The organism is Arcicella rosea (genome assembly GCF_040543805.1).
Taxonomy (GTDB): domain Bacteria; phylum Bacteroidota; class Bacteroidia; order Cytophagales; family Spirosomataceae; genus Arcicella; species Arcicella rosea.
Genome location: NZ_JBEUMS010000014.1, coordinates 75,389 through 97,537 on the forward strand (window position 1 = coordinate 75,389; position 22,149 = coordinate 97,537).

Genomic DNA, 22,149 nt, shown 5'->3' on the forward strand with positions numbered 1-22,149 from the left:
ATTCAATTCTTTAAAAAGAAAGAAAATAGACAAATAGAAATATCTGCATTTGACCCTACAAAGGTTGCGAGAGAAATAAGAGGAAAGCAAAAAAAAGGCATGACAAAAAGATGACAAAATTGTAAAGTATTAATAAATAGGTCTTTGTGAGTAGTATTTATACTCTATCATTTGTTTTTCGGCGTAAGCGTAGCCTTGTTTGGTGAATGGTATTTTTGTTTACACCAATCATATTGGCCATTTCTTGAGCACTCAAATCTAGCTTTTCAAGCATCAATAAACGTGTTTCGGCATTGGTGAGGTCGGGATATTTTTCTTTTTGTACTTGAATATAGCCGGGATGAACTTTTTCAAACATCACTTTGAAGTTTGTCCAGTCTTCATCAGTCAAAATAGTCGATGATATGAGTTGTTCTAAGTACTCGTTCTGATTATCATTGGTAATGAGTTTTTCGTTCTCATGGCGGAGGTTTTCTGCTAAATCCGACATTTTGCGGAAATGTTGTGTCAATGAATTGAGGTCGTACTGGGCATTTGCCAATTCTTTTTCCTTTTGGCGATGTTTATGGTGTAAGCGTCTGAGATTAACGTATGCAAATCCTACAACTAACAAGAGGATGACAAGTACGGCATTGCGTAGGTATTTCTGTAATTGCTTCTCATTCTCTATCATTTTTAAATGTCCAGCATACTTTTCTACTTCATAACGAAGCTGCATTTGCGATAATTTTTGGGCATCGTTACGTAGATTGAGGCTATCTTGTAGCTTTTGAGCAAGATGTGTGTAATGTAATGCAGTCGCAAAGTTTCCTTGTTCTTCCTGATATTCTGAAGAATATTTATAGAGTTTGAGGGGCTTAAAATAATCTAATAAACCTTTGGGACTTAAATTGTTTTTGATTGTTGTAGCACGTTCTAGTAGCGTATTAACCTCGTGGGTCTTACCCAATTTTAATTTAATTGGAATAAGTACCATCAAAACATCAAACTCTGCTTGCATAGAAACAATAGAATCTAATGAAAACTGTGTTTTAATAAGTTGGTAACCTTTGTTTGCATAGAATTCTCCTTCCTTAATTTTTCCTTGTTCAATAAGTAATGAAGCAATATCAAGAGCAGAAAAATTCAACCAGAAGCGATTCCAAAATTTTTGTTCAAGCTCTTCTACTTGCAAATTTTGGTGATAAACCAAGATTTTTTTAGCATAGAAGATAGCCTTATTGTAATCTTTCTTTTTTTGCCAATAGGTTTGTAGATAATTCAATACTTGTGTGTAATGAAATCCACCTTCAACAGTTGGTTCAATAAAGCGTTCAGCTATACTTAAGTATTGGTATGCTTTGTCTAAATCTCCTAAATCCCAAAGACATTTACCGAAATTAAAAAGTAATCCTGCTACATTATAGTCTTTGAATTTTTCAAAACCAACACGTTGAAGCTGTTCAAAACAATGTTGAACATCCACATAATATTGTTCTTTTGATAATTTCTGACCTAAGTATAAGTTGTTAGTTAAATAACAAAATGCCACAACGTCCTCTACTTCGTAGCCTTGTTGAGTGGCAATTTTTTGCATTTCAATTAAAACGTCATTTGCATTTTTACCTTTTGGTATTTTAAATCCAACTTTCCCCGAAACCAAAGAGGTGTAATATTTTAGAGCAAGTTCGCTATGGTAATCTTTTTTTTCGACAGCAATACCAACCATTTGCGTAAGAATAGTCGATAGTTTCTTTACATCATATACTTTCCAAAATGGGTAATCATGTACAAAGCGATAGCGTTCCTTTGCCGTCATGTTTCTGAAACTCCCTTCATTGAATGATGGCTGTGAAAAAGAAGTATTCGAGAAACCGCATGCAAATAATAAAGCAACAATGAGAAACAAGGATGATTTTTTTAGTGGTATTATCAATGATAAGCAATGTTTCATATTAAATTTTCTGGACCATAGCATTCTAAAGTCGCTTAAATCTATTTTGTCAGGAAAGTTTTAGATTTCTCAAAAAACTTTCACACAAAGATTTTGATTGAAATTATTTCTATAAAATTACAAAGTAAATATATTACAAAATTGATTTTACAGATTTTTATCATTTTAATAAACTTATCATTTTCAAAGTCTAGTAATAAAAAGAGGGAAGTGTAAAATGAAGAATTGAATAGAAAATAATGATAACTTAGTAGCTATCAATCAAAAATGGGTCAAAAAAATAATTTTTTGACCCATTTTTGATTTTTGAATTGCTTGTGTTTATTTACAATCATTTGTTACATAACTTGCCACGACTTGAACTCTGCCAGTAGCTGCGTTATATGAGGTAGTTCCAGTAATACCAGTTCCAGTAGAAGTAATAATTTTTGAACTTGTTTTACTAAATGTCACTTTGCCTGAATAATATTTTCCACCATAATATGCACCAAAAGTATATTCTCGACCCTCGTAAACAACAATTGTTGCTTTTCCACTTCTCATATAACCATCTATATAGCGCTCATAATAAGTTCGACCAGTAGGATCATATAAACTTACCCAAGCAGATGGTTTAATATTAACACTCTTGTTTTGACATTTAGCTGTAAAATCAACATCAACTATAATTGGAGTTGGTGGTGTTGGGGCATTAATCGTAATTGGAATTTGATTATTTGCACATGGATTAAATATGCCAGTTGTTCCAATTTTAGCATTGTTGCTATAAGCATAAACATCAATTCGTACACGAGAGCCATTTGGTGTATATAAGCCCACGTACTGATTTAACTCCCCATTTTTAGCATTAAAACCGTAAGCTTGATAAACGTATTGGAAGTTATTAGAATTGGCAGGTGCCCAATAAACTTTTGCATAATAATTACTATAAACAACATTTGTAAGTAGGTTTGACGTAACTTTCAAGACAAAGCTTGGTCTGCATCTTGGAAGATAATAAAACCAGTCAATGTTCCAGTAAGATAAGTGTGATGCCTTGAAGGTTGCTGATAATTTACCGTCACTCCCTTTCACAACAGTTGCCACTCCTTCTTCTTTCCATTCACCTGTAGAACTTTCAAAACTCCAAGTAGGAATTTGGTCTCCTTCTTTTACTTTTTGGTCAGTTTCAGGATTAAATAATTCTGTATTGATACCTACATTTACATCAATCGGTTTTGTGAAACTTTTAACTTTTTTTCCGCTAGCTTCCATGTCTATAGCAACAAAACCTGCTGATACAAATGTTCCTGCAGTGGAAGAACCAGTCTGTAAAGTAACATTTTCTGGGGTGAAACTTCCAGGGAAGCTGTTTAATGACTCCTCATTACCAGTACCATATTGAACAACTTGCGCATTAACAGTATTTGAAGAGATAACATTTCCTGTTTCATCTTTTACTTGAGTACCCGGTGCAATAGTTATTGTAGCAACTTCGGGCTTATCAGCTGTTGCAGGTACTGTTAATGTTTGTCCAGTTGTTAATGAAAGTGTTTCTGTTTTAGCTGCTGTACCTTCTGGCGTTGCGGCTACGTTTGTCAACGGAACGGTGAATTCAAGAGATTTTGTGGGATCTGTGATAGAAATAGTTTGGCTAGTTGAAACATAGCCAGGAGCAGTTACAGAAACGGTAAATTCAACTGGATTAGTTTCTGTTGGTTTTACATCTTTATCTAATACTAATGATAGTACGTTACCAGCGACAGCGTAATCTTTTCCTCCTAAATCATCAAAAATTAAATTTTTTCCAGTCCCAGAAATAGACACAGTGATATTTTCAGGCAATTTGGTAGCATCGACATTTGCATCAAGGAAATGAATTATAATTGGAGCTTGATAAATATCAGTATTCACCGTCAGCTCTACATCTTCAAAAGGATTTATCTTCTGGCAGGCAAATACAAGTGAAAGCCCAAGAAATATATATATTATTGGACGAAATATAGAAGTAAAATTTGCTTTCATTTTTTAAATTAAGTTTAAATGATTGATTTAGAATTGCTTATGTTAAATCGTTAAATACACAATTATCCCTTAGTCTAATCTTACGGCTAATCTCAAATTAACAATTGGCCAATACTGCCAATCTTTCATATTTTCTTGTACTTTAGCTTGTTGTTCACTCATGCTACTCAATCTTTTTTCACCCGTTAAAGTAACTACTGGCGATTGTGTATAATAAGTGCCTACTTCAAATCCAAAGCCAATTCTACTTTTAGGAATAGTTCGTCCAAATCCAATTCCAGCGAATGGTGCAATTTTCTTTCCATAATCAACCGAAAACTTGACATTACCAATTTCATCAGGAGTAAAAGTAGTACTTCCAAAAGTGTAAGTTCCAGTAGGAGTTACAACCACCGATACTTTTCCTTTGTCGATATAAGATGCACCACCAAATAATTTAAAGCTACTTTTCTTGAAAGGGTGATATTCAAAAGATAAACCAGCCATCGCCATATCCACATCGCCAGCCAAATTTACTTCTTCATCAGAGGTATTTGTGTTTGAATTTACATTGTACTTGAAATAGCTAAAGCCAAGACGAACGGCAACTTTTGGACTCAATTTATAAGCAATGTCAATCCCTGGCGTTGTGCCAAGATTCAAAGCGAAACCTAATTTGTGTGTTGTTTTTACTTTAGTTGGTTTAGCTAGTGTAGTGTCTTGACCAAAGCAGATACTACTTATTAAACACAAACAAAAAAGCAATAAACTGGAGGTAGTTTTTGTTTTCATTGGAGTTTTATTTAAATCGGTTATATTTTACTGGGGCAAAAATATTGATTAGCGCATAATATTACATTTAATATTGAAATTATTATAAAAAACATTGAAATTTTTGTATTCAAACTTGAAAAATAATCATTAGACGTTCATCCAAGTATTTTTCTGTAAGGATGATAATGCGCAAATACTTGCTTGAGAAGTATTTATCATTTCATCAAATGAAATGATTGCCTCTCCCCCATTTTTTAACCTTTCTAACCATAATTTAAACTGCTGAGAATGCCCCTTATCTTGTGTCTGCGAGAATCCAGAATTTCTTAAACCGAAGTATTCAACTTTCCTGAAATTATCAAGAACAATCGTTCGTCCTTGAGAGTAAATTTCTATGCGTTCTTTTGAATAATTTTTATGACCATTTGAAAAATAGTTGATTACGCCTGTAGAACCATTTTGATATTTCAATAAAATCGTAGCATTATCAGTGTTTAAACTGGGTGATTGTTCCATGGCATTCATCACTACACTTTCTACGAAACTACCTGTTAGAAAAGTTATTAAATCAATTAAATGACAAGCCTCTCCAATAATTCTTCCCCCGCCAATACTCATATCTTGCGTCCAATGTGTACTGGGAATAAAACCAGCGTTCATCGTAGCAATTACATTCATCGGTAAATGATTATTGCCTAATTGTTTTTTTACATCTTGTATAAAAGGTGAAAATCTTCGATTAAAACCAACAGTCAATGTTTTACCAGATTGCTGATAGACTTTGATAATTTCATCAATTTCTTCTTGAGTCAGTGCCAAAGGTTTTTCTACAAAAACATGTTTTCCTGCTTTCAAAGCCTCAATACAGAGCCGTGCATGAGTATTGTGTTGTGTCGTGATGATGACGGCTGATACTTCTGGGTCATTAAAAATGATTTCATTATTACTCGTAGCTTTCGTAATGCCAAATTGTTGGGCAACAAGACTTGCTGATAAACCATTGGATGAAGAAATGTACTTAACTTTCGCCTTTAGTTTTTTTAAATTTGGCAATACAATACTTTTCGTAAAATTACCAGCACCAATAATGGCTAAAATATCATTACTTTTTTCAAAAGTATTATTATGAAACTGAACGGTGTCTTGAAGTGAAAAACTCTTTCCTGAATACTCTAAAATTGACGCAATTGCATTGTTTTTCTCCATATTGGAGTAAATTTCTTGAAAATTTTCAAAAGCTACTTTTTGCGTAATCAAGGAATTTACTTGTAGTTTTTTCTTGGCAATGGCATTTAAAACGGCTTCAAAATTGCGTTTTGCCGTCCAACGCACAAAGCCAATCGGATAATCTTGTCCATTTTGCTCATAATTTGTCACATAGCGACCAGCTCCATACGAACAAGAAACTTGAAAAATCAATTCTTTTTCATAAAAATCCGCTCGCTGAATATCCAAACCGATTACACCCACCAATACAATTCTTCCCCGTTTTCGGCTCATTTGGGCAGCTTGGGCAATTACTTCATTAGATTTTGTAGAGGCTGTAATGATTACGGCATCTACGCCAATTTGTTTTGTTAAGGTTTTAGCAATCTGCAAACTATCATCTTTTTCCCTTACTTGAAAAGCTTTTATGCCTTTTGAAATGGCTAAATCGACTTTACTTTGTTCAAAGTCAAATGCAATTACTTCGCAACCATTGGCTAATAATAATTCCGCCGTTAGTTGCCCGATTAAACCTAAGCCAATTACTGCAACGGTTTCTCCAAAAGTTGGGTTGACTAAACGAATACTTTGCAAAGCAATCGCTCCTACGACTGTAAAAGTAGCTTCTTCATCAGAAACTTCGTCAGGAATTAAAGCGACCAAATTTTTAGGTACACAAACTACTTCTGCATGATTTCCATTAGAAACTACTCTATCGCCAATTTTAAATTCGCTTACTTCAGCTCCAATGGCAATTACCTCGCCCACATTGCAATAGCCCAAAGGAATAGGTTCATTCAATTTTCGTCTGACAGCATCAAAAGTGGGTCTAAAACCATCCGTTTTAATTTTTGCTAAAACCTGTTTTACTTTTTCGGGTTGTTGTTGGGCTTTTGAAAGAAGATTTGATTTCCCGAATTGAACTAACATTTTCTCTGTTCCCAGCGAGACTAAAGAACGATGAGTTTTGATGAGTACACAACCTTTGCGGACTTGCGGAACTGGAGTTTCAACCAAAGTAGTTTCACCAGTTTGTAGATGCTGGATGATTTGTTTCATGTAAAAGGATTTTGAATAAAATTTGAACTATTAGCTTGATAATCATTGAGATAAATATAATAAAAAAGAGTAAACGAGATTTAAAAATCATCATTTACTCTTTTTATTAACTTTTAATAGCCGAAATCCAACATCCCACTCCTATTTATTCAATTTTTCAATCAAAATATCCGCAATTCGTTCAGAAGTATGTCCGTCCCAAAGTGGTGGAATTAGCCCTTTTTTTGTTTTTCCTGCTAAAATTTCTAATAATTTTTCATGAACTGTCACAGGATTTAAGTCAGCCAATAACTGATTTGTTCCAATTTCAACCGTAATTGGTCTTTCCGTAGAATCTCTGAAAGTCAAGCAAGGAATTTGCAAGAAAGTAGTTTCTTCTTGAATTCCTCCCGAATCAGTGATGATAATCGACGCATTTTGCATCAATTGCAAAAATTCTAAATAGCCTTGTGGTTCAGTCAAAATCAAACCTTCAATCGCTTCTAATTTTTCAGATAAACCAAACTTCTTAAAATTATTCGCAGTGCGTGGGTGAATAGGCAACACCACTTTTTTATAGCGAGTAGTGTCGGCAATGATGTTCAAAATCGCTTCCAAACCCTCTGGCGTATCCACATTGGCAGGTCGGTGCATCGTCACGACGGCGTACTCATCTTTTTGCAAGTTTAAATCTTCTAAAACGCTGGTTTCACGAGCTTTTTCTAAATAATGCACCAAAGAATCAATCATCACATTGCCCACAAAAAATACTTTTTCGTCTGGCACTCCTTCATGTTTCAGATTATCCACGCCCGATTGTTCGGTAATAAATAAATACTCCGCAACGCTGTCCGTCAAAATTCTGTTTAATTCTTCGGGCATAGCACGGTCGCCACTTCGTAAGCCTGCTTCTACGTGAGCCACAGGAATATGCGATTTTATCGCCACCAAAGTACAAGCCAAAGTAGCGTTTACGTCGCCAACGACCAATACTAAATCAGGTTTTTCTTCCAACAAAACTTTCTCAAATTCAATCATCGTCTTCGCCGTAACTTCCGTATGCGAACCACCGCCAACCCCTAAAAAGTAATGTGGTTTGGGCATTTGCAATTGCTCAAAAAAGACATCGCTCATTTTTGCATCAAAATGCTGACCAGTATGTACAATTTTTGATTCAATTTCTGGACGTTGTTCAAAAGCACGGTGCAAAGGTGCTACTTTCATAAAATTCGGTCTTGCCCCGACGATGTTCAAGATTTTTATCATAATGATATTTGTGGAAGCGTTGAGCTTTGTTTTTGTTTAAATGTCAAAAATTTAAAGGGAAAAATTGAAATTATCTTAAAAAAGATAGCCAATTTTAATAGTAGAAATTTTCAAATCATCAAATCATCAAATCATCAAATTTCCAAATTTTCAAATCCAATACAAAGTTCAATCATTTTTCAGAACAGGCAAGGCAAATTTCAATTTTCTATACTTTTGCCATTTTTTGAAGAAAAGTAAAAGTTTCATCCGCACAGCGTTGCCAAGAATATTGCTGAGCATTGGCAAAGGCTTTTTCTGCTTTTTCAAAACATTTTTCGGGAGAAGTAAGCATCATTTTCAAGCTTTCATAAATAGAATTAACATCTAAAGGCTCAAAGTAAAAAGCAGCATCGCCCAAAATTTCGGGCATTGGCCCATAATCAGAAGAAGCAATCGGCAAACCTGCTCGCATAGCTTCAACAAGAATATTCGGCATATTTTCACAAGTAGAAGCAAATACGAAAATGTCTGCTTGTTGGTAATAAGTGGCTATTGCTTCAAAATTGACTGCTCCATGAACCTTGACAAAATCTTTTGATGCTGGAAATTTTGCTAAAGAATGTTGCAATTTTTGCCAAGCAGGCCGATAAAAATCACCAATCAAGTCAAGATTCACTAAAAAACCATCTTCTCTAAGTTTTGCCACAGCTTCCACCACATTCCATTGATGTTTGTAAAGTGAAATCGTAGAAATGTACAAAAGTCGAATAGTAGCTTTTGGGTTGAACATTTTTGGTTTTTGCGAAAATCTATCCGCAACGCCATGATAAATGACTGGAAAATCTGAAAAGTCTTTTATTAAACGTTGACCAATATAATGTTTTGCATACTCCGAAATAAAAATAATTCCCTTCGCCTGCTGAAATGACCAATTTTGTAAAGCTGATAAAAACAAGTAACGAAACCAATTGAAGCGAAAACGAAAGCGGTTACGTTCTTTTTTCTCGAAAACCAACATATTTTGTGACATCGAAACGTAAGCCATTTTTGTACTAAAAAAACTTCCGCCAGGTGAAAAAAGTAAATCACAATGCTTTCGAGCGATATTCGAGAAAAAGAACATTCTTTGAAAAAAAGCTTCAAATGGCTGTTGTGTTTGTGGAAAAATAGCCGTTTTCAACCAGTCAGAATTAGGAAGTAAAGCTAAGGTTTCGGCATTTCCCCAAACAATTACTTGCTCGAAACCATAACGCTGAGGTTGGGCAACTTTGAGTAATTCGCAAATGTGCGTAAGTCCACCGCCTTTTTTGATATTCGTTAAGTCTATGCCTAAAATCATAGCCAAGTAGGTTTAGGTTTTTGTAGCTGAGGATTTAAACAAAAGTCAATACATTGACCAAAATAGCTTGAAATTGATTTTGAGTTAATTTTTTCGGCTGTTTCGCTTAGTTTTTCAACTATTTCAGTTCTTGAATTTTCAGATAAATTCATAAAATGCTGCAATTGACTAAGCAAAGAATGAAGATTTCCAGCTTGAAAAGTAAAGCCATTTTGATTGTTTTTTATCAAGGAAGTAGCACCACAAGCATCCGAAACCAAAACAGGCGTTTGGCATAAAATAGCTTCATTAACAACCATTCCCCAACCATCGAAATCAGAAGGAAGAATTAATAAATCTGCTTGTTGAATAAATTTTGGTACTTCATTGGCTGGAATTGTTCCGAGTAATTTTACATAATTTTCAAGTTGATAATGTGCTATTTTTTCAAGAATTGTGGTTTCAAGTTTCCCAGAACCAATAATGGTTAAAGAAAAATTATTAAAATGTTGTTTCAAAGCAAAAATTGCATCAATCAGCAAAGCGATTCCTTTGCGTTCAATCAGTTGCCCGACGAAAATAAATTCAATTGTATTCTTGTGGATTTTTTGCTTTTTGCCAAGACTTAAATTTCTAAAATAACCAAAAGGCAAAATCCGATTTTCATCAACGCCCAAATTTTTAAAGAAATCTTCACCACTTTTTCCAACAGCTAAACAGCCTTTGGCATCTTGAAGGAGTTTGCGAGCGATAAAGTTGAAGCCATTTTGTAGAAAAAATCGTTTTAAAATACTTCGCTTTTTATTCGGAATCTGAGCTTCGGAGTAAATCAAGTACTTTTCTTTAAGCAATTTTAACAAAATCAAAGCCATAAAAAAGTATTTTTCAGCCCAAATTCCACCGAAAATATGCAAAGCATTTTTATGTTGATAAATGAATTGAAAGATTTGGAAAATACTTTTTTCCGAAAGATAACAGTAAGAAAAATTCATCGAATTTTCACTAAAATCCCAACCTTGCTGTACTCGTTCAGTATTTAATTTATGAGCAAAAACTACGAATAATTCAAAATTAGAGGATATTTCATTCAAAAAATCATTTTGATGAAAACTCGGAATGTTCATCCAAAAGATAATTTTCATTTTTTATATTTATTTGGGTGTAATAAGAATTTTAAAAGTGTGCGATAGCATTTTTGAAATTCCGCTGTTTGAGCGAAGCGAGTTTCGGAATTTCTTGATTTTCTTTTGTTACTTTTCTTGTATCAAGACAAGAAAAGTAAGAACTAACCATAGAGAAAATTTAAATTGTGAGCCTAAATTTATGATTAGTCAAACTATGAATTTTCAAATAGATTGAAATACTTTACCTTTCAAAACACTAAAAATCCAAATCAAAAAACAAGGAATATTATAAATCACGATAAAAGTAAAGACTGAAACCAAACCATCTCGATAAACCTGTACCAAAACTGAAATCAATAAAAAATACAAAAAAACAAAAGCCGAATCGGGCGGACTTCGAAGTACTTTGAAATAACAACGAGCCGTAAACCGAGCAAAAAGAAAAGGAATCAGCACAATTCCGAAGTAACCAAAATTGGCATAAGCTTCGCCATAAATTGAACAAACCGCACCCAGTTTACTAATGTCACGCTCTGGTACAGAAATATCCAGCGTCCACTGCATCAAAGAAGGTTTTTCAGTCCAGAAATTTCGTGGAATCGGCGAAACTAAAATTGGAAAAAATGTTTTGCCATAATAATACGAACCCGCTTCATCCACAAGCGTCATCGACACCGCATACATATCCAAAAAAGCCAAATCTGCATTGCTTCCATCGCCACTTACTTCTTGATATTCCGTAAAAAAATCTGAAAAATCTTCCATCGTCGCTCCCTCTTGCACCAATTTCCCGATGTACTTCAAAGGTAAAAAAAGTAAAAAACAAAAAATCCCGATAAGCCAATAGCGTTTGGGCATCCACTTTTGTTGATTGCGATACAAATACAACGAACCTAAAAAAATCAGTGGCACAATTACTCTGTAACGATGATAGCCTTGCAAAGCCAAAATCAGGAGAAAAATCAAGACAATAGCCAAGTAGGTTTTCTTGAAACCATTTTTAAAAATCAAAGCCATCATACTCAGCACCACAAAATTTTGGGTATTCGACAAATAAGAAGAGCGTTCCCAATCCCCAAAATCGTGTTCAGATTTACCAAGCATCGGAATATATTGCTGAGAAAAAATCCCCCAAATACCCAAAGGAATCGTAACGAAAAGGATAATGTTCAGTACTTGTTCATCAATTAAAATACTTTGTTCGGTCTGGATAAAATCGTCTTTATTTTTCTGAGCTTCCACAAGCCAAGCAAGCGTCATAGCCAGAAAACCCATATCTGCCCAGAAAGCAGCACGACTAATTTCATGGTTTTCTGTACCCAGAAAATAAGAGCTATTGCTCAAGAAAAGTGCCGCTCCGCTATTAATCGCAAACAATCGAACAGTAAAAATCAGAAAATGAAAAACCAAATAAATCGTAGCAGGATGATAAGCCGACAACTTGCCATAACGCCACAAAAGCGAAATACATAGCAAGAAAACCGATAGGTCTATGAGCAAAGAAATCAGCAAATTATCCCACATAAGTATTTTTTCTAAGAAAGTACAGCGAAATTAAAAGGCTTAAGTTTTTCGAAAAACCAGTCAAAATAAAAGCAATGACGATTCCAGAAATGCCGAATTTGGGAATCAGTAAAACATTCGCAACAACAGGAACCAAAGCCGTAATAAGATTTGGAATGAATAAAGCTTTGGCTTGTCCTAAAACATTCAATAAAAAACTGAGTAAATGTCCCAATTGAAAAATCATCCAAGCAAAACAAAGCCAGACAAAAAGCTCTTTTTGTTCCAAAAAAGCTTTGCCCAAGAGTAATTCCAGTAGAAAATCTTGGAGTAAAAAAATAAATAAAATTTCAACTGAACAGATTAGTAAATAGATTGAAAATAAGGATTTTACATTTTTTGTGAATTCAGGTCTTTGAGATTTGTCTGCAACATTTTTGTATAAAAACGGACTAAATTTCGCCATCAATAAGCCCGAAACAATACTAAAAGGATGAATTGCAAGCTGAGAATAAGAACTGTACAAACCCGTTTCGGAAGTACTCAGAAAGCCATTCAGTAACCAGCGGTCGAGCCAAACTTGCACCCAAGCAAAAGTATTTACGAGCATCAGCCAACGTGAAAAACTATTAATTTCCGTCCAAGAAGGGTTTTCTTGAAAATTATTTTCGGGAAGGATTGCTTGCTTGAAATTGTATTTTAGATAAAAAAGACTCAACAATGTACTTATCGCCCAAGCTCCCCAAACAGCGTGCAGGCTTTTTGAAAAATGCACAAAGAAAATCAACAAGGCGAGGCGAATACCAAAGTAAAGTGTAACGGCAATAGCGATTTGTTTGCGTTGTTGGAGTAAATGCAAGCGAGTTTTATAAAATTCATGCTGCGATTCAAGAATGACAATTGGAATTAGCCAAAGGCTTAGGAATAAGTATTGAAATTGTTGAAGATAAATTGACCCAAAAATAAAGGCAAAAACAGTACCGATGACCAAGCCATAAATTCTATGAAAATAAGGTTGTAAGTATAAAAAAATACGATTGAAACTTTGAAAACGAAAAGCGAAAGTACTGGCAGTTTGTGTAAAGGAAGCAAAAAATATCATTGAAAAAAATTGTAGCGAAGCATTAAAAAGGCTGATGATACCGTATTCTTCGGTAGAAAAAGTACTGGTTAAATACTTGATAATACTCGCATTCAGGCAAACCTGTGTAAAAGTGTAAAACAAAAGCCAAGCTGAGTCAGCATTTATTTTTTTTGTGAATATGTGTAGTGTTTTTTGCATGACTTTAAATAATTCTTTCTAAAATCTCTTTCGACAGAATCGGTACTTCATCCAAAACATAATAATCCAAACCAGAAAAATCATTCAGATAGCCTTTTGGTTCTGGAATCAGCAATATTTTATTTCCCATAAAACTTGCCCAAGCTGAAAAAGTAGAATTTGAACCAATAATAAATTCACATTTGGATAAAGCCACGAGGTCGGCAATTGAAGAACCAAAATGTGTATTTTGTATTCTTGAAGAGTAATTTAAAAGTTGTGTCAGTTCTTCGGGTTTTCCATCTGAAAACAGTAAAAATTCAAAACTGTAATTCGTATGTAAATCAATTTGTCGGATAATTTCCAGATACCAATCCAAACTTTTTTGTGCCGAAGGATGATAATCTCCCAAACGAATATGAATTCCAATTTTTCTTGAAAAAGATAAATTATGCACTTCATTCAACTGAAAAGGATGAATGAGTTTTAGCACATTTTCTACAATAAAGTCCCGTTCAGTAATCAAGTCTTTGAAATATGGCTGAACGCCTTTTACTTCAACAATGAGATTTTCGTGCCTGGAATATTCAATTTCTGATAACTCATTTTCAGAAATTCTTTTTAAACAATGCAACAAAAAGTACTTTTTCCAGCCAGAAATTCCTGCTTTTTTGAAAATGTTGAAGTAATGTCTTTTATCAGATTCTTGTCGTAAGTACGGCCCAAAATTGAATTGTTCCCAAGTGGGAGTAATCATTTGGGCATTTAGCTTTTTTGCCAAACACAAAGCTCTGGCGTAAACCAGCAGACAATTTGCCAAACCCATCCCTCCGATTCTGATGCCAATGTCTATTCTGGAACGAAATTTTGGATAAACGTAAATCATTTTTAGGCATGAGTTTGGTGTTGAAAATGTGGAGTATATTTTGTCGTAGTCTATATTCTTTGCCTCAAATGGTAGCAATTTATAGCAAAGTCAAATTTAGAAGAATCAGACTTTAATGATTTGTTCAATGAGTAGAAAATCAATGACAATTCACAACTATCTCGGTACTTCTATTTTTTGTAAAATCTGTGCAATTACGTCTTCTGGCGTTGAGCCTTCCATCTCTTTTTCTGGTGTCAGAATTATCCTGTGGCGAAGTACTGATGGCGTAAGTTCTTGTACATCTTCGGGCGTTACAAAATCTCTCCCACGAATGGCGGCTAAAGCTTTTGAAGCATTCAACAATGCCACAGATGCCCTTGGTGAAGCACCTAAATAAATGAATTTTGAATTACGAGTTTCATGAATAATCTTGGCGATGTATTCCAAAACCTTAATATCAACAATAGATTTACGTACCTTTTCTCTTAAAGTACTGAGCTGTAAAGGCGTTAAAATGCTATTAACTAAATCAACAGGATTGTTAGATTCTGCACTAGAACGCCCATGATTTCCTTGAAGAATTTGTACTTCTTCCTGATAAGATGGATACTTGATGATAATTTTAAAAAGAAACCTGTCAAGCTGGGCTTCTGGTAAACGATACGTTCCTTCTTGTTCGATTGGGTTTTGGGTTGCCATCACCAAAAATGGGAATGCCATCGGATAAGTAGTTCCCGAATTGGTAATTTGTCGTTCTTCCATTACTTCAAACAAAGCAGCTTGTGTTTTGGCGGGAGAGCGATTTATTTCATCAATCAAGACAATATTTGAAAAAATTGGACCTTTCTTAAAGTCAAATTCAGCTGTTTTAGGATTGAAAATGGCTGTTCCCAACACATCCGAAGGCATCATATCTGGCGTAAATTGAATACGACTAAAATCCGTGGAAATGGTTTTTGCCAACAATTTTGCCGTAAGTGTTTTGGCAACACCTGGTACACCTTCTAACAAAACATGACCATCTGCAAAAATGGCAGTAAGTAATAAATCAATTGTATTTTGCTGACCTATGATGATTTTCCCAATTTCTGCACGGATATTCGCTACTGCTTCTTGTAAATCGCTTAGGTCTATTCTTGATTCAAATTCCATTGTTTCTTAATTGTGAATTGTTAGTGATATTTGTAATTCATTTTAAAGTGTTCAAATACAGTGAGTTAAGTAGAATCTGTAAAGTGTCGATGTTATTGCGTGATTTAAAGCATGTATGATATATCAGTGCTAGACTGCTCATAATTCACAACTCTTAATCAGGTCTTTTGATAAAAATCTTCAATGTATTTATTCAGTTTGATTAAGTCTTTTTCTGTTACTTTTTCACTGATTTGGATATTTTCAACGTAGTCAAAAAGTTTGTTGATTTCTGAAATTGTTAGATTACTTTTTCTACTTAAATCTTCTCTGAATTCTTGGTCAATTACTGTTGTTTTCAGGTGAAATTTATTCCTGATATATGCCAATAAGTAAGCAATTTTCTTTTCTGAAATAGCTTGATGGTCTTTCTGATTATAATACAAAGCGCCAATTGTTTCTACGAAAGCCAATGAAGTATTTTGTGGCGTTCCGATGATTGGAATAATTCTTTGTTTCCGTTTTCCTTCAAAAATCAAGTAAATACACAAGGATGCTAAAGTAATAAAATAAGCCCATTTCAAGGCTGGCTGACTTACAATAAACTTGAAGGGAGAAGTATCAATACCGTCGTCTTCGCCTTTTGCATTTTTAGCTTTCAAAATACTTCTGTCCTTTTTCCCAAAGCCAACGATGCTTACGTATTCATCCCAAAAAACTTGGTTTTCGGGCAAGTACGAAAGTGCCTTGAAAGCATAATCTGCATTATTATCTTTCACTAAATAAAAATTTGAAAAAACTTTAGGAACTGTGCTTAAGTAAAAAGCTCCTTTACCAAAATCTATTTTGATAAAATTGGGTTTGCCATCGTAGTTTTTACCCAAGATTTTAGCATTAGTTTTTATGATTACTTTCTTCAAACTATCTTTTGGTAAATCAAGTAAAAAGTAGCTACCTATTGATTGATGATGATAAAGATAAGGCTTATTGGGCTTGAGAGCTGGGTTTTCGAAATTGATATTGACAGAATCTTTTGTGAATTTCTGAAGGTAAGCTGTTTCAAAATGTAGCGTATCGTTTAGTCCATAGAAATCTTCAGCAGCAATAAAAGCATGATTGCCTTCTTGAACATATTTTAACAATTTAGACAAGTTGGCTAAATCTGCTCTGAAATACTGATAAACGTAGATATAATTGCTTTTTCTATTTTTCCATTCATCACTTTTATGATAAATCGGCACTTTGCTATCGGATATTTGCTGATTTCTGAATACTTGTGGGAGCAGTTTATACAATAGTTCGCAACCATAAGGAATTTTGTCCTTACTTGAATAAGTCTGTGTCCAATCGATGGGTTTTGGTTTGTAGATTTCTACCAAAACGAAGCCAAGAACGGTTGAAAAAAGGATTAGAAGATACAAACGGTGTTTTTTCATGCTTACTCTTCTGAATCGCTACCATCGTCGGTGATGGTTGTTAGGCTAATAATTTTATCGTTTTGAACGGTAATTTCCAGAAAAGAATCACTTGTTCCGAATCTTATGCTTACTGTTGTAATCCAATCTTCAACAGAATTATCAACGTCACGAAGTTTATATGATTTTGGAAAACGTTTTTTTACTTTCGCCATCGCATCGCCAACTTTTAAATCTAAATTGTCGATTTTGAACTTTGGCGTTTTTAAATCAAAACCACTAACGGTTTCGTCCATCACAAAGAAAGTATCTTTTCCATAGAAATACATTTCAAAATGATTTGATAGTTGCGCATCTTGGGTTTCCTCTTTTGTTACTGAATCTGGCGAACCTAATTTGTCTAAAATTGCACCATAATTACTCGCTAATTTAATGCCTGATACACTCATTGTATAATAATCGAGTGTATCATAATCATCGCCTTCATCTTGAGCTTTATTAGTTTGAGAAGAAGGTTTGAAAGATGAAAATGCAATAAATACCAAAATTGAAAAGAAAGTAACTGAACCTAGATATTTCATATTTTTATGTACGATTTAGATTGTGAATCGTATTAGTTAATTTGATTACTGAATGTTAAAAAGGAATCACGAATCTCTAAGAAATGCGCTTCATCAATCGGGAAATCACCGTACCAAGTATATTCAAATTGGCGTGTTACCTGATTAAAACTAGCATTAAGTTGAGATGATTGTAATTCATAAACGTAAGATTGATTGGTTTTATTGATTTGCCAATGAATCAAACCTGCATCACTCAATTCTTTTAACGCTTTTAAATAATATAACCTTACCGCTAGACGATAGTTTTTTTGAAGGGCTGCCTCAGCAATGGCTTCATTAAAATCTATTTGATGAATATCTTCTTGAACAGTTTGATAAGGAATATTGTACTTAGATTTCTTCTTGAAAAGTCCGTCGAAATCAACACCAATCAATTTCAAAATAATAAAAACAATGACTACAGCTACAAAAAAGTAAGCAACAGCTTTCCACATATCGGGATTTCCAACAGCTGAAAACCTTTCTGAAAACCACTCAAAAAGCTCACGCAGAAAACGCCTCCACCAAGTATCTACATAATTTACTTGTTCTGTTCCGTATTGATAATCTTTCAGTTTTTTGAAAGCACTCAGCTGGCTTTCGCTTGGTTTTCTCACAATTACTTTTGTAGAGTCTGCAAAAGTATTGAAGCCAAAGAAAGCCGAAAGGAATATTAAATTTATAAAAATGTGATAATACAATCTAATATTCTTCATCTTCATTTTCAAATGTTTTCTTCTGACCAATGTCTGAAATCTGAGATTTTAAAGAGTTTCCATCTCTTCTTTCCACCAAATTAAAGTATTGAAAACTTAGTGCCACATAAGTTAATGAGGAAATTAATACACGCCCAATGGTAGCAAAAATTGTTGAAATAATAATTGGAATGTTTCCTGTACCGCCAGCACCTACTTTAAATATTTTCAGAAAAGTAATAATGATAGATGGTGCTGAGAAAACTAAAGAAAGAAAGTAATTGATGATGGCAAAAATTATCATCAAACCAAAAGTTGACCACCACTTTTGTTGAATCAAATAATTGGCTCTGCTGAAAGCTTCCCAAGTGCCAATTCTTTCAAAAGCTATAATTGGTGTATTTAAAATAAAGATTATTCCTAAATACAAAATCGTGATAAAACAGAGCATTCCTGTTAAGAAAATAGACAAATTCGCTCCAACACCAGAACCCGCACCTGAACTGATGATACTTATAAAAAGAACAAAAGCTAATACAATAACCAATAATGCGATTGTAACACTCAAGATACTGGCAAGAATTGGCAGAAATAAACCTTTTACTCGCTCCCAAACCATTGGAACAGTAATGTTTGTTGGGTCTTCCGATTCTTGATATTCGATGAAAAAAGCATAAACCGTAGCTGCAACCATTATCGTTGCTAAAAAAATAAACAACAAGGCAAAAAAGTAATTCGCTGACAATAAGTAAGCTGTATTTTTACCAATGATTTCTCCGAAAATCTCTGCTGGATTTGTACCTTCTGGACTTTGTCCTTGCGCAAGTCCGCCTACTTCTAAAGCTGCAATTTGCACCAAACCACTAAAAATACCACCAATCAGTACCAATGGACCCGTTAAATACAATAAAGACAAACATAAAGGTTTAAAATTGGCAGTCACAAAATTGAAAGTGATATTGATTTTGTCACTGAAATCACGCTCTTGTTCAAAGACTATTTTTGATGAATTTTTCATTAGAAAAACGGTTTAATTGTATAGGATAAACTACAAAATACCAGATGATAAACAGTGCCGATGGCAGAATAATCATCATACTTGGTATCAGAGAAAGATGTTTACGAGTAAGAAAACTTTCGATAAAACCAGCAGTAATAAACAAAGGAACTAAGCCAATGATAATTTTTAAGCCTTGTTTGGCTCCTTTTTTAAAAGACTCAAGTCGGGTAAAAGTTTTAGGAAACAATAAGCTATTGCCCATTACCAAACCTGCGCAACCTGCAATTACGATGGATGAAATTTCAAGTGTACCATGAAGCCAAATTGTCAACAAAGAGGTTTCTAAAAAACCGTGTTGATAACAGAAGTATTGAAAAACGCCCACCATAATTCCATTAAAAATCAAGAAATATCCTGTACCAACAGAGAAGAAAATTCCCATGACAAAAGTGATAAACGAAACCCTGATATTATTGATGGTAATGAGAAAAAACATTGAGATTTCATCCTGATTTCCATAAACAGCCAATGGATCGCCTTTTTCTACATTTTCTAAAGTCATTTCTACATATTCATTTCCTAAAATTAAACGAGCAAAGGAATCATCATAAGCCACTGAAACAGCACCAATCAAAGCTGAAATCGTGAAAATAATAAATGAGAAAAGTAGTTGTTTCTGAGATTGATAAAACAAAAAAGGCAGTTCTACTTTCCAGAAAGTAATAAAGCGATTAGCCTTTTCACGTTTATTCGCATAGATTTTACTAAAAAGACTTGATGTTAAACCATTCAAATATTTTGTAGTAGGAGAATCTGGGTAGAAAGTACGAGCATACGAAAGGTCGTCTGTCAATGCTATAAATCTTTCAGAAAGTATATCAGGATTGACATTGAGAGCGTCTTCCTCAAATTCCTGCCATTTGTCGAGGTTATGCTTTTTAAATAGGGCTTCCCGCATGAAAGTAAATTAGGGCTTATAAATAAAATTTGTTTGAAATGCTTCTCTCTGCTAACTTTCGGAAAGTTACAAAACTTTCTGAAAGTTGCCACACTACTAGCTTTTTTGCATCGAAAACTTTTCTTAGTTTTAGGTAAATTAATACACATTCTCAGCCTTAAAAAATTAACAATGAGTAAAATACGCATTCAAACCACACAAAATGTTGCTTTAGACTTTACACCTGCAAGTGTTGGCGATCGTATCTTAGCTCATATTATCGACTGGATTATTTTTTTTGCTTGGGGAACATTGTACTTACTCGTCTTTTCTGGCTTGGATGCTTCTTTTGATGATAATATTTTAGGCATTGTCATTTTATTTGTCTTTCTTATTTTACCCATCATGTGCTATGATTTACTTTTTGAAGTATTCATGAATGGACAAAGTATTGGTAAAAGAGCCATGAAAATCAGGGTAATTAATCTTGATGGAACACAACCTACTCTTGGTGCATATTTGATGCGTTGGCTTTTTAGACTAGCCGATACTATGATTTTTGGCTCAGTTGTGGCATTGGTTGTAGCTTCTGCTAATGGAAAAGGACAAAGAATTGGGGATATTGCCGCAGGAACAGCCGTTGTGAAAATCAAGCCATTAGTAAGTTTAGAACAACTTCGTCAGGAAAGTATTGCTGAAAATTATCAAGTAATGTTTCCAGAAGTAAGTATTTTATCTGATCAAGATATTTCAACACTTCGAGCTGTGTTGAAAAAAGGAGAACACAATCATCAATTGATTGAAGAAGCGACTGAAAAAGTAAAAGAAGTAATGGGCGTTATTACTGATTTGGATGATGCTGATTTTTTGAAACAAGTACTAAAAGACCACACTTATTTAACCACTATTGAGGGCTAGCTTTCACCCATCTTTCACTTCTGATAAAAGCGGCTTTTGCTAAAAATACTTTTCTGTAACCAAGTGGACTTTGTCCAGTTACTTGTTTGAACTGCTTGTTGAAATGTGAAATATTTCCAAAACCACTTTCAAAGCAAACTTCGGCTACTTGTTTTTCAGAATTTGCCAATAAATTACAAGCGTGTTTGATGCGATATTCGGTTACTAAATCTAGGAAGGTTTTCTTGGTGATTTTCTTGAAGTATCTACAAAAAGCCGTTTCTGTCATACTCGCTAAATGAGCGGCGGTTTCTAAATGGAGTTCTTGCGTGTAATTTTCGATGACATAAGCGTAAATTTTATTGATTCTATCTAAATCTACAGCCGACATTTCAAATTGCTTTGGTTCACTTTCAATCAATTTTAAATCATTAGAAATAGCAATTGTATTCAATAAATCTAGCAAACCAAGCATTCGTTGAAAAGGAGGAACATTCAAAAGAAAAACCATTTCCTTGGCAATTCTGTCTCTCGTTTTTCCAGTGATTTGTAGTCCTTGTTTCGCTTTTTCAAGGAGTATTCTGATGGGTTCTATTTCTTGATTTTTAAAAAACATTTCACCCCAAACTTCTTCTTTAAATTGTACAACGATAGCCTGTGATGAATCTTCAGGGCCAATTCCATCGTTTTTCCAACAATGCGGAATGTTTGGTCCTAACAAAACCAAATCACCTGCCTGAAAATCAGCCACGTTCGTTCCTACAAAACGTTTTCCCTCACTTTTTACAATCAAAGTAAGTTCAAATTCTGGATGAAAATGAAAAGGAGCATCGAAATAAGAATAACTTAATTGTTTGAAGAAAATCGAGCTATTCGATGAATCACTCAATTGTTCAAAAGAAGCTTTCATTTATTGTAAATTTATCGAATTGATTGAAAACCAAAGTTTTAAGGTAAAAATGCACATATTTTACTAAAAAACCATAAAAAATCAATCAAATTGAAAAATGATTAATGCTTCGGACAGCCACAATCTTTTTTCTTGAAGATTCCCCAAAGAAAGCCTTTTTTGCGACGACGCTTCGTTTTTAAGCTCGAATGTGACTGGCTTTCAGCAATAGTAGTTTTTGTAGCACTTGTAGTAAATGCTTCACTTTCAACTTGTACACAAGAGAAAAGAACGGTAAGAAGAATTAATTTTTTCATCAGTGACAAT

19 protein-coding genes are annotated in these 22,149 nt (G+C 34.1%); 1 reads left to right on the forward strand and 18 read right to left on the reverse strand.

The features are described 5' to 3' along the window. Positions 1-157: 157 nt before the first annotated feature. The 16 genes from ABID42_RS17310 to ABID42_RS17385 all read right to left on the reverse strand — a co-directional run bounded on the left by ABID42_RS17310 (position 158) and on the right by ABID42_RS17385 (position 20,057). The gene (locus ABID42_RS17310) at positions 158-1,888 is read right to left on the reverse strand and encodes a helix-turn-helix transcriptional regulator (RefSeq protein ID WP_367284758.1); all 1,731 of its coding nucleotides are present in this window, start codon (positions 1,886-1,888) and stop codon (positions 158-160) included. A 366-nt stretch (positions 1,889-2,254) separates the two neighbouring features. Beyond that, on the reverse strand, positions 2,255-3,937 hold the full coding sequence (locus ABID42_RS17315; RefSeq protein WP_367284759.1) for an astroprincin family protein: 1,683 nt from the start codon (positions 3,935-3,937) through the stop codon (positions 2,255-2,257). Positions 3,938-4,006: 69 nt separating this feature from the next. After that, positions 4,007-4,708, reverse strand: a complete 702-nt coding sequence (locus ABID42_RS17320) for a hypothetical protein (RefSeq protein WP_367284760.1) — start codon at positions 4,706-4,708, stop codon at positions 4,007-4,009. Between the two features lie 129 nt (positions 4,709-4,837). After that, entirely contained in the window at positions 4,838-6,955 is a 2,118-nt protein-coding gene (locus tag ABID42_RS17325; protein ID WP_367284761.1) for a bi-domain-containing oxidoreductase, read from the reverse strand. 141 nt (positions 6,956-7,096) lie between these two features. Then, positions 7,097-8,200 carry a non-hydrolyzing UDP-N-acetylglucosamine 2-epimerase gene (gene wecB, locus ABID42_RS17330; protein WP_367284762.1) on the reverse strand — a complete coding sequence of 368 codons (1,104 nt, stop codon included), beginning with the start codon at positions 8,198-8,200 and terminating at the stop codon, positions 7,097-7,099. A gap of 208 nt (positions 8,201-8,408) precedes the next feature. Further along, positions 8,409-9,521, reverse strand: coding sequence for a glycosyltransferase family 4 protein (locus tag ABID42_RS17335; protein ID WP_367284763.1), 1,113 nt, complete (start codon positions 9,519-9,521; stop codon positions 8,409-8,411). Then, positions 9,518-10,642: a glycosyltransferase family 4 protein gene (locus tag ABID42_RS17340; RefSeq protein ID WP_367284764.1), complete on the reverse strand. Its 1,125-nt coding sequence runs from the start codon at positions 10,640-10,642 to the stop codon at positions 9,518-9,520. The genes ABID42_RS17335 and ABID42_RS17340 overlap by 4 nt, the downstream gene beginning before the upstream one ends. 204 nt (positions 10,643-10,846) lie before the next feature. After that, entirely contained in the window at positions 10,847-12,148 is a 1,302-nt protein-coding gene (locus ABID42_RS17345; protein WP_367284765.1) for an O-antigen polymerase, read from the reverse strand. After that, a complete protein-coding gene (locus ABID42_RS17350) occupies positions 12,138-13,409 on the reverse strand; it encodes a lipopolysaccharide biosynthesis protein (RefSeq protein WP_367284766.1) in 1,272 nt (423 codons plus the stop codon). The genes ABID42_RS17345 and ABID42_RS17350 overlap by 11 nt, the downstream gene beginning before the upstream one ends. A 4-nt stretch (positions 13,410-13,413) precedes the next feature. Next, positions 13,414-14,274 carry an alpha-1,2-fucosyltransferase gene (locus ABID42_RS17355; RefSeq protein WP_367284767.1) on the reverse strand — a complete coding sequence of 287 codons (861 nt, stop codon included), beginning with the start codon at positions 14,272-14,274 and terminating at the stop codon, positions 13,414-13,416. 156 nt (positions 14,275-14,430) lie between these two features. After that, positions 14,431-15,408, reverse strand: coding sequence for an AAA family ATPase (locus tag ABID42_RS17360; RefSeq protein ID WP_367284768.1), 978 nt, complete (start codon positions 15,406-15,408; stop codon positions 14,431-14,433). A gap of 158 nt (positions 15,409-15,566) precedes the next feature. Next, positions 15,567-16,823, reverse strand: coding sequence for a DUF4350 family protein (locus ABID42_RS17365; protein WP_367284769.1), 1,257 nt, complete (start codon positions 16,821-16,823; stop codon positions 15,567-15,569). 2 nt (positions 16,824-16,825) lie between these two features. Beyond that, positions 16,826-17,383 carry a hypothetical protein gene (locus ABID42_RS17370; protein WP_367284770.1) on the reverse strand — a complete coding sequence of 186 codons (558 nt, stop codon included), beginning with the start codon at positions 17,381-17,383 and terminating at the stop codon, positions 16,826-16,828. Between the two features lie 32 nt (positions 17,384-17,415). Next, positions 17,416-18,120: a DUF4129 domain-containing protein gene (locus ABID42_RS17375; protein WP_367284771.1), complete on the reverse strand. Its 705-nt coding sequence runs from the start codon at positions 18,118-18,120 to the stop codon at positions 17,416-17,418. Further along, on the reverse strand, positions 18,107-19,117 hold the full coding sequence (locus ABID42_RS17380; protein WP_323258356.1) for a DUF8558 domain-containing protein: 1,011 nt from the start codon (positions 19,115-19,117) through the stop codon (positions 18,107-18,109). Before ABID42_RS17380 ends, ABID42_RS17375 begins: the two co-directional genes overlap by 14 nt. Further along, on the reverse strand, positions 19,089-20,057 hold the full coding sequence (locus tag ABID42_RS17385; RefSeq protein ID WP_367284772.1) for a stage II sporulation protein M: 969 nt from the start codon (positions 20,055-20,057) through the stop codon (positions 19,089-19,091). Before ABID42_RS17385 ends, ABID42_RS17380 begins: the two co-directional genes overlap by 29 nt. 171 nt (positions 20,058-20,228) lie before the next feature. Here ABID42_RS17385 and ABID42_RS17390 point away from each other — a divergent pair, with 171 nt between their 5' ends. Further along, on the forward strand, positions 20,229-20,954 hold the full coding sequence (locus ABID42_RS17390; protein ID WP_367284773.1) for an RDD family protein: 726 nt from the start codon (positions 20,229-20,231) through the stop codon (positions 20,952-20,954). Here the strand turns inward: ABID42_RS17390 and ABID42_RS17395 are convergent. Both ABID42_RS17395 and ABID42_RS17400 read right to left on the reverse strand, forming a co-directional pair. Beyond that, positions 20,941-21,843 (reverse strand): AraC family transcriptional regulator, encoded by a 903-nt coding sequence (locus ABID42_RS17395; protein WP_367284774.1) that lies wholly within the window; start codon positions 21,841-21,843, stop codon positions 20,941-20,943. The two genes, ABID42_RS17390 and ABID42_RS17395, sit on opposite strands and share 14 nt — an antisense overlap. Before the next feature lie 101 nt (positions 21,844-21,944). Next, positions 21,945-22,139, reverse strand: a complete 195-nt coding sequence (locus ABID42_RS17400) for a hypothetical protein (RefSeq protein ID WP_323258352.1) — start codon at positions 22,137-22,139, stop codon at positions 21,945-21,947. Positions 22,140-22,149 lie beyond the last annotated feature (10 nt).

Excerpts from the sequence above, each read along its gene's own strand:
- ABID42_RS17315 (WP_367284759.1), bottom strand. The coding sequence starts at position 3,937 with ATGAAAGCAAATTTTACTTCTATATTTCGTCCAATAATATATATATTT.
- ABID42_RS17320 (WP_367284760.1), bottom strand. The coding sequence starts at position 4,708 with ATGAAAACAAAAACTACCTCCAGTTTATTGCTTTTTTGTTTGTGTTTA.
- ABID42_RS17325 (WP_367284761.1), bottom strand. The coding sequence starts at position 6,955 with ATGAAACAAATCATCCAGCATCTACAAACTGGTGAAACTACTTTGGTT.
- wecB (WP_367284762.1), bottom strand. The coding sequence starts at position 8,200 with ATGATAAAAATCTTGAACATCGTCGGGGCAAGACCGAATTTTATGAAA.
- ABID42_RS17335 (WP_367284763.1), bottom strand. The coding sequence starts at position 9,521 with ATGATTTTAGGCATAGACTTAACGAATATCAAAAAAGGCGGTGGACTT.
- ABID42_RS17340 (WP_367284764.1), bottom strand. The coding sequence starts at position 10,642 with ATGAAAATTATCTTTTGGATGAACATTCCGAGTTTTCATCAAAATGAT.
- ABID42_RS17345 (WP_367284765.1), bottom strand. The coding sequence starts at position 12,148 with ATGTGGGATAATTTGCTGATTTCTTTGCTCATAGACCTATCGGTTTTC.
- ABID42_RS17350 (WP_367284766.1), bottom strand. The coding sequence starts at position 13,409 with ATGCAAAAAACACTACACATATTCACAAAAAAAATAAATGCTGACTCA.
- ABID42_RS17355 (WP_367284767.1), bottom strand. The coding sequence starts at position 14,274 with ATGATTTACGTTTATCCAAAATTTCGTTCCAGAATAGACATTGGCATC.
- ABID42_RS17360 (WP_367284768.1), bottom strand. The coding sequence starts at position 15,408 with ATGGAATTTGAATCAAGAATAGACCTAAGCGATTTACAAGAAGCAGTA.
- ABID42_RS17365 (WP_367284769.1), bottom strand. The coding sequence starts at position 16,823 with ATGAAAAAACACCGTTTGTATCTTCTAATCCTTTTTTCAACCGTTCTT.
- ABID42_RS17370 (WP_367284770.1), bottom strand. The coding sequence starts at position 17,383 with ATGAAATATCTAGGTTCAGTTACTTTCTTTTCAATTTTGGTATTTATT.
- ABID42_RS17375 (WP_367284771.1), bottom strand. The coding sequence starts at position 18,120 with ATGAAGAATATTAGATTGTATTATCACATTTTTATAAATTTAATATTC.
- ABID42_RS17380 (WP_323258356.1), bottom strand. The coding sequence starts at position 19,117 with ATGAAAAATTCATCAAAAATAGTCTTTGAACAAGAGCGTGATTTCAGT.
- ABID42_RS17385 (WP_367284772.1), bottom strand. The coding sequence starts at position 20,057 with ATGCGGGAAGCCCTATTTAAAAAGCATAACCTCGACAAATGGCAGGAA.
- ABID42_RS17390 (WP_367284773.1), top strand. The coding sequence starts at position 20,229 with ATGAGTAAAATACGCATTCAAACCACACAAAATGTTGCTTTAGACTTT.
- ABID42_RS17395 (WP_367284774.1), bottom strand. The coding sequence starts at position 21,843 with ATGAAAGCTTCTTTTGAACAATTGAGTGATTCATCGAATAGCTCGATT.
- ABID42_RS17400 (WP_323258352.1), bottom strand. The coding sequence starts at position 22,139 with ATGAAAAAATTAATTCTTCTTACCGTTCTTTTCTCTTGTGTACAAGTT.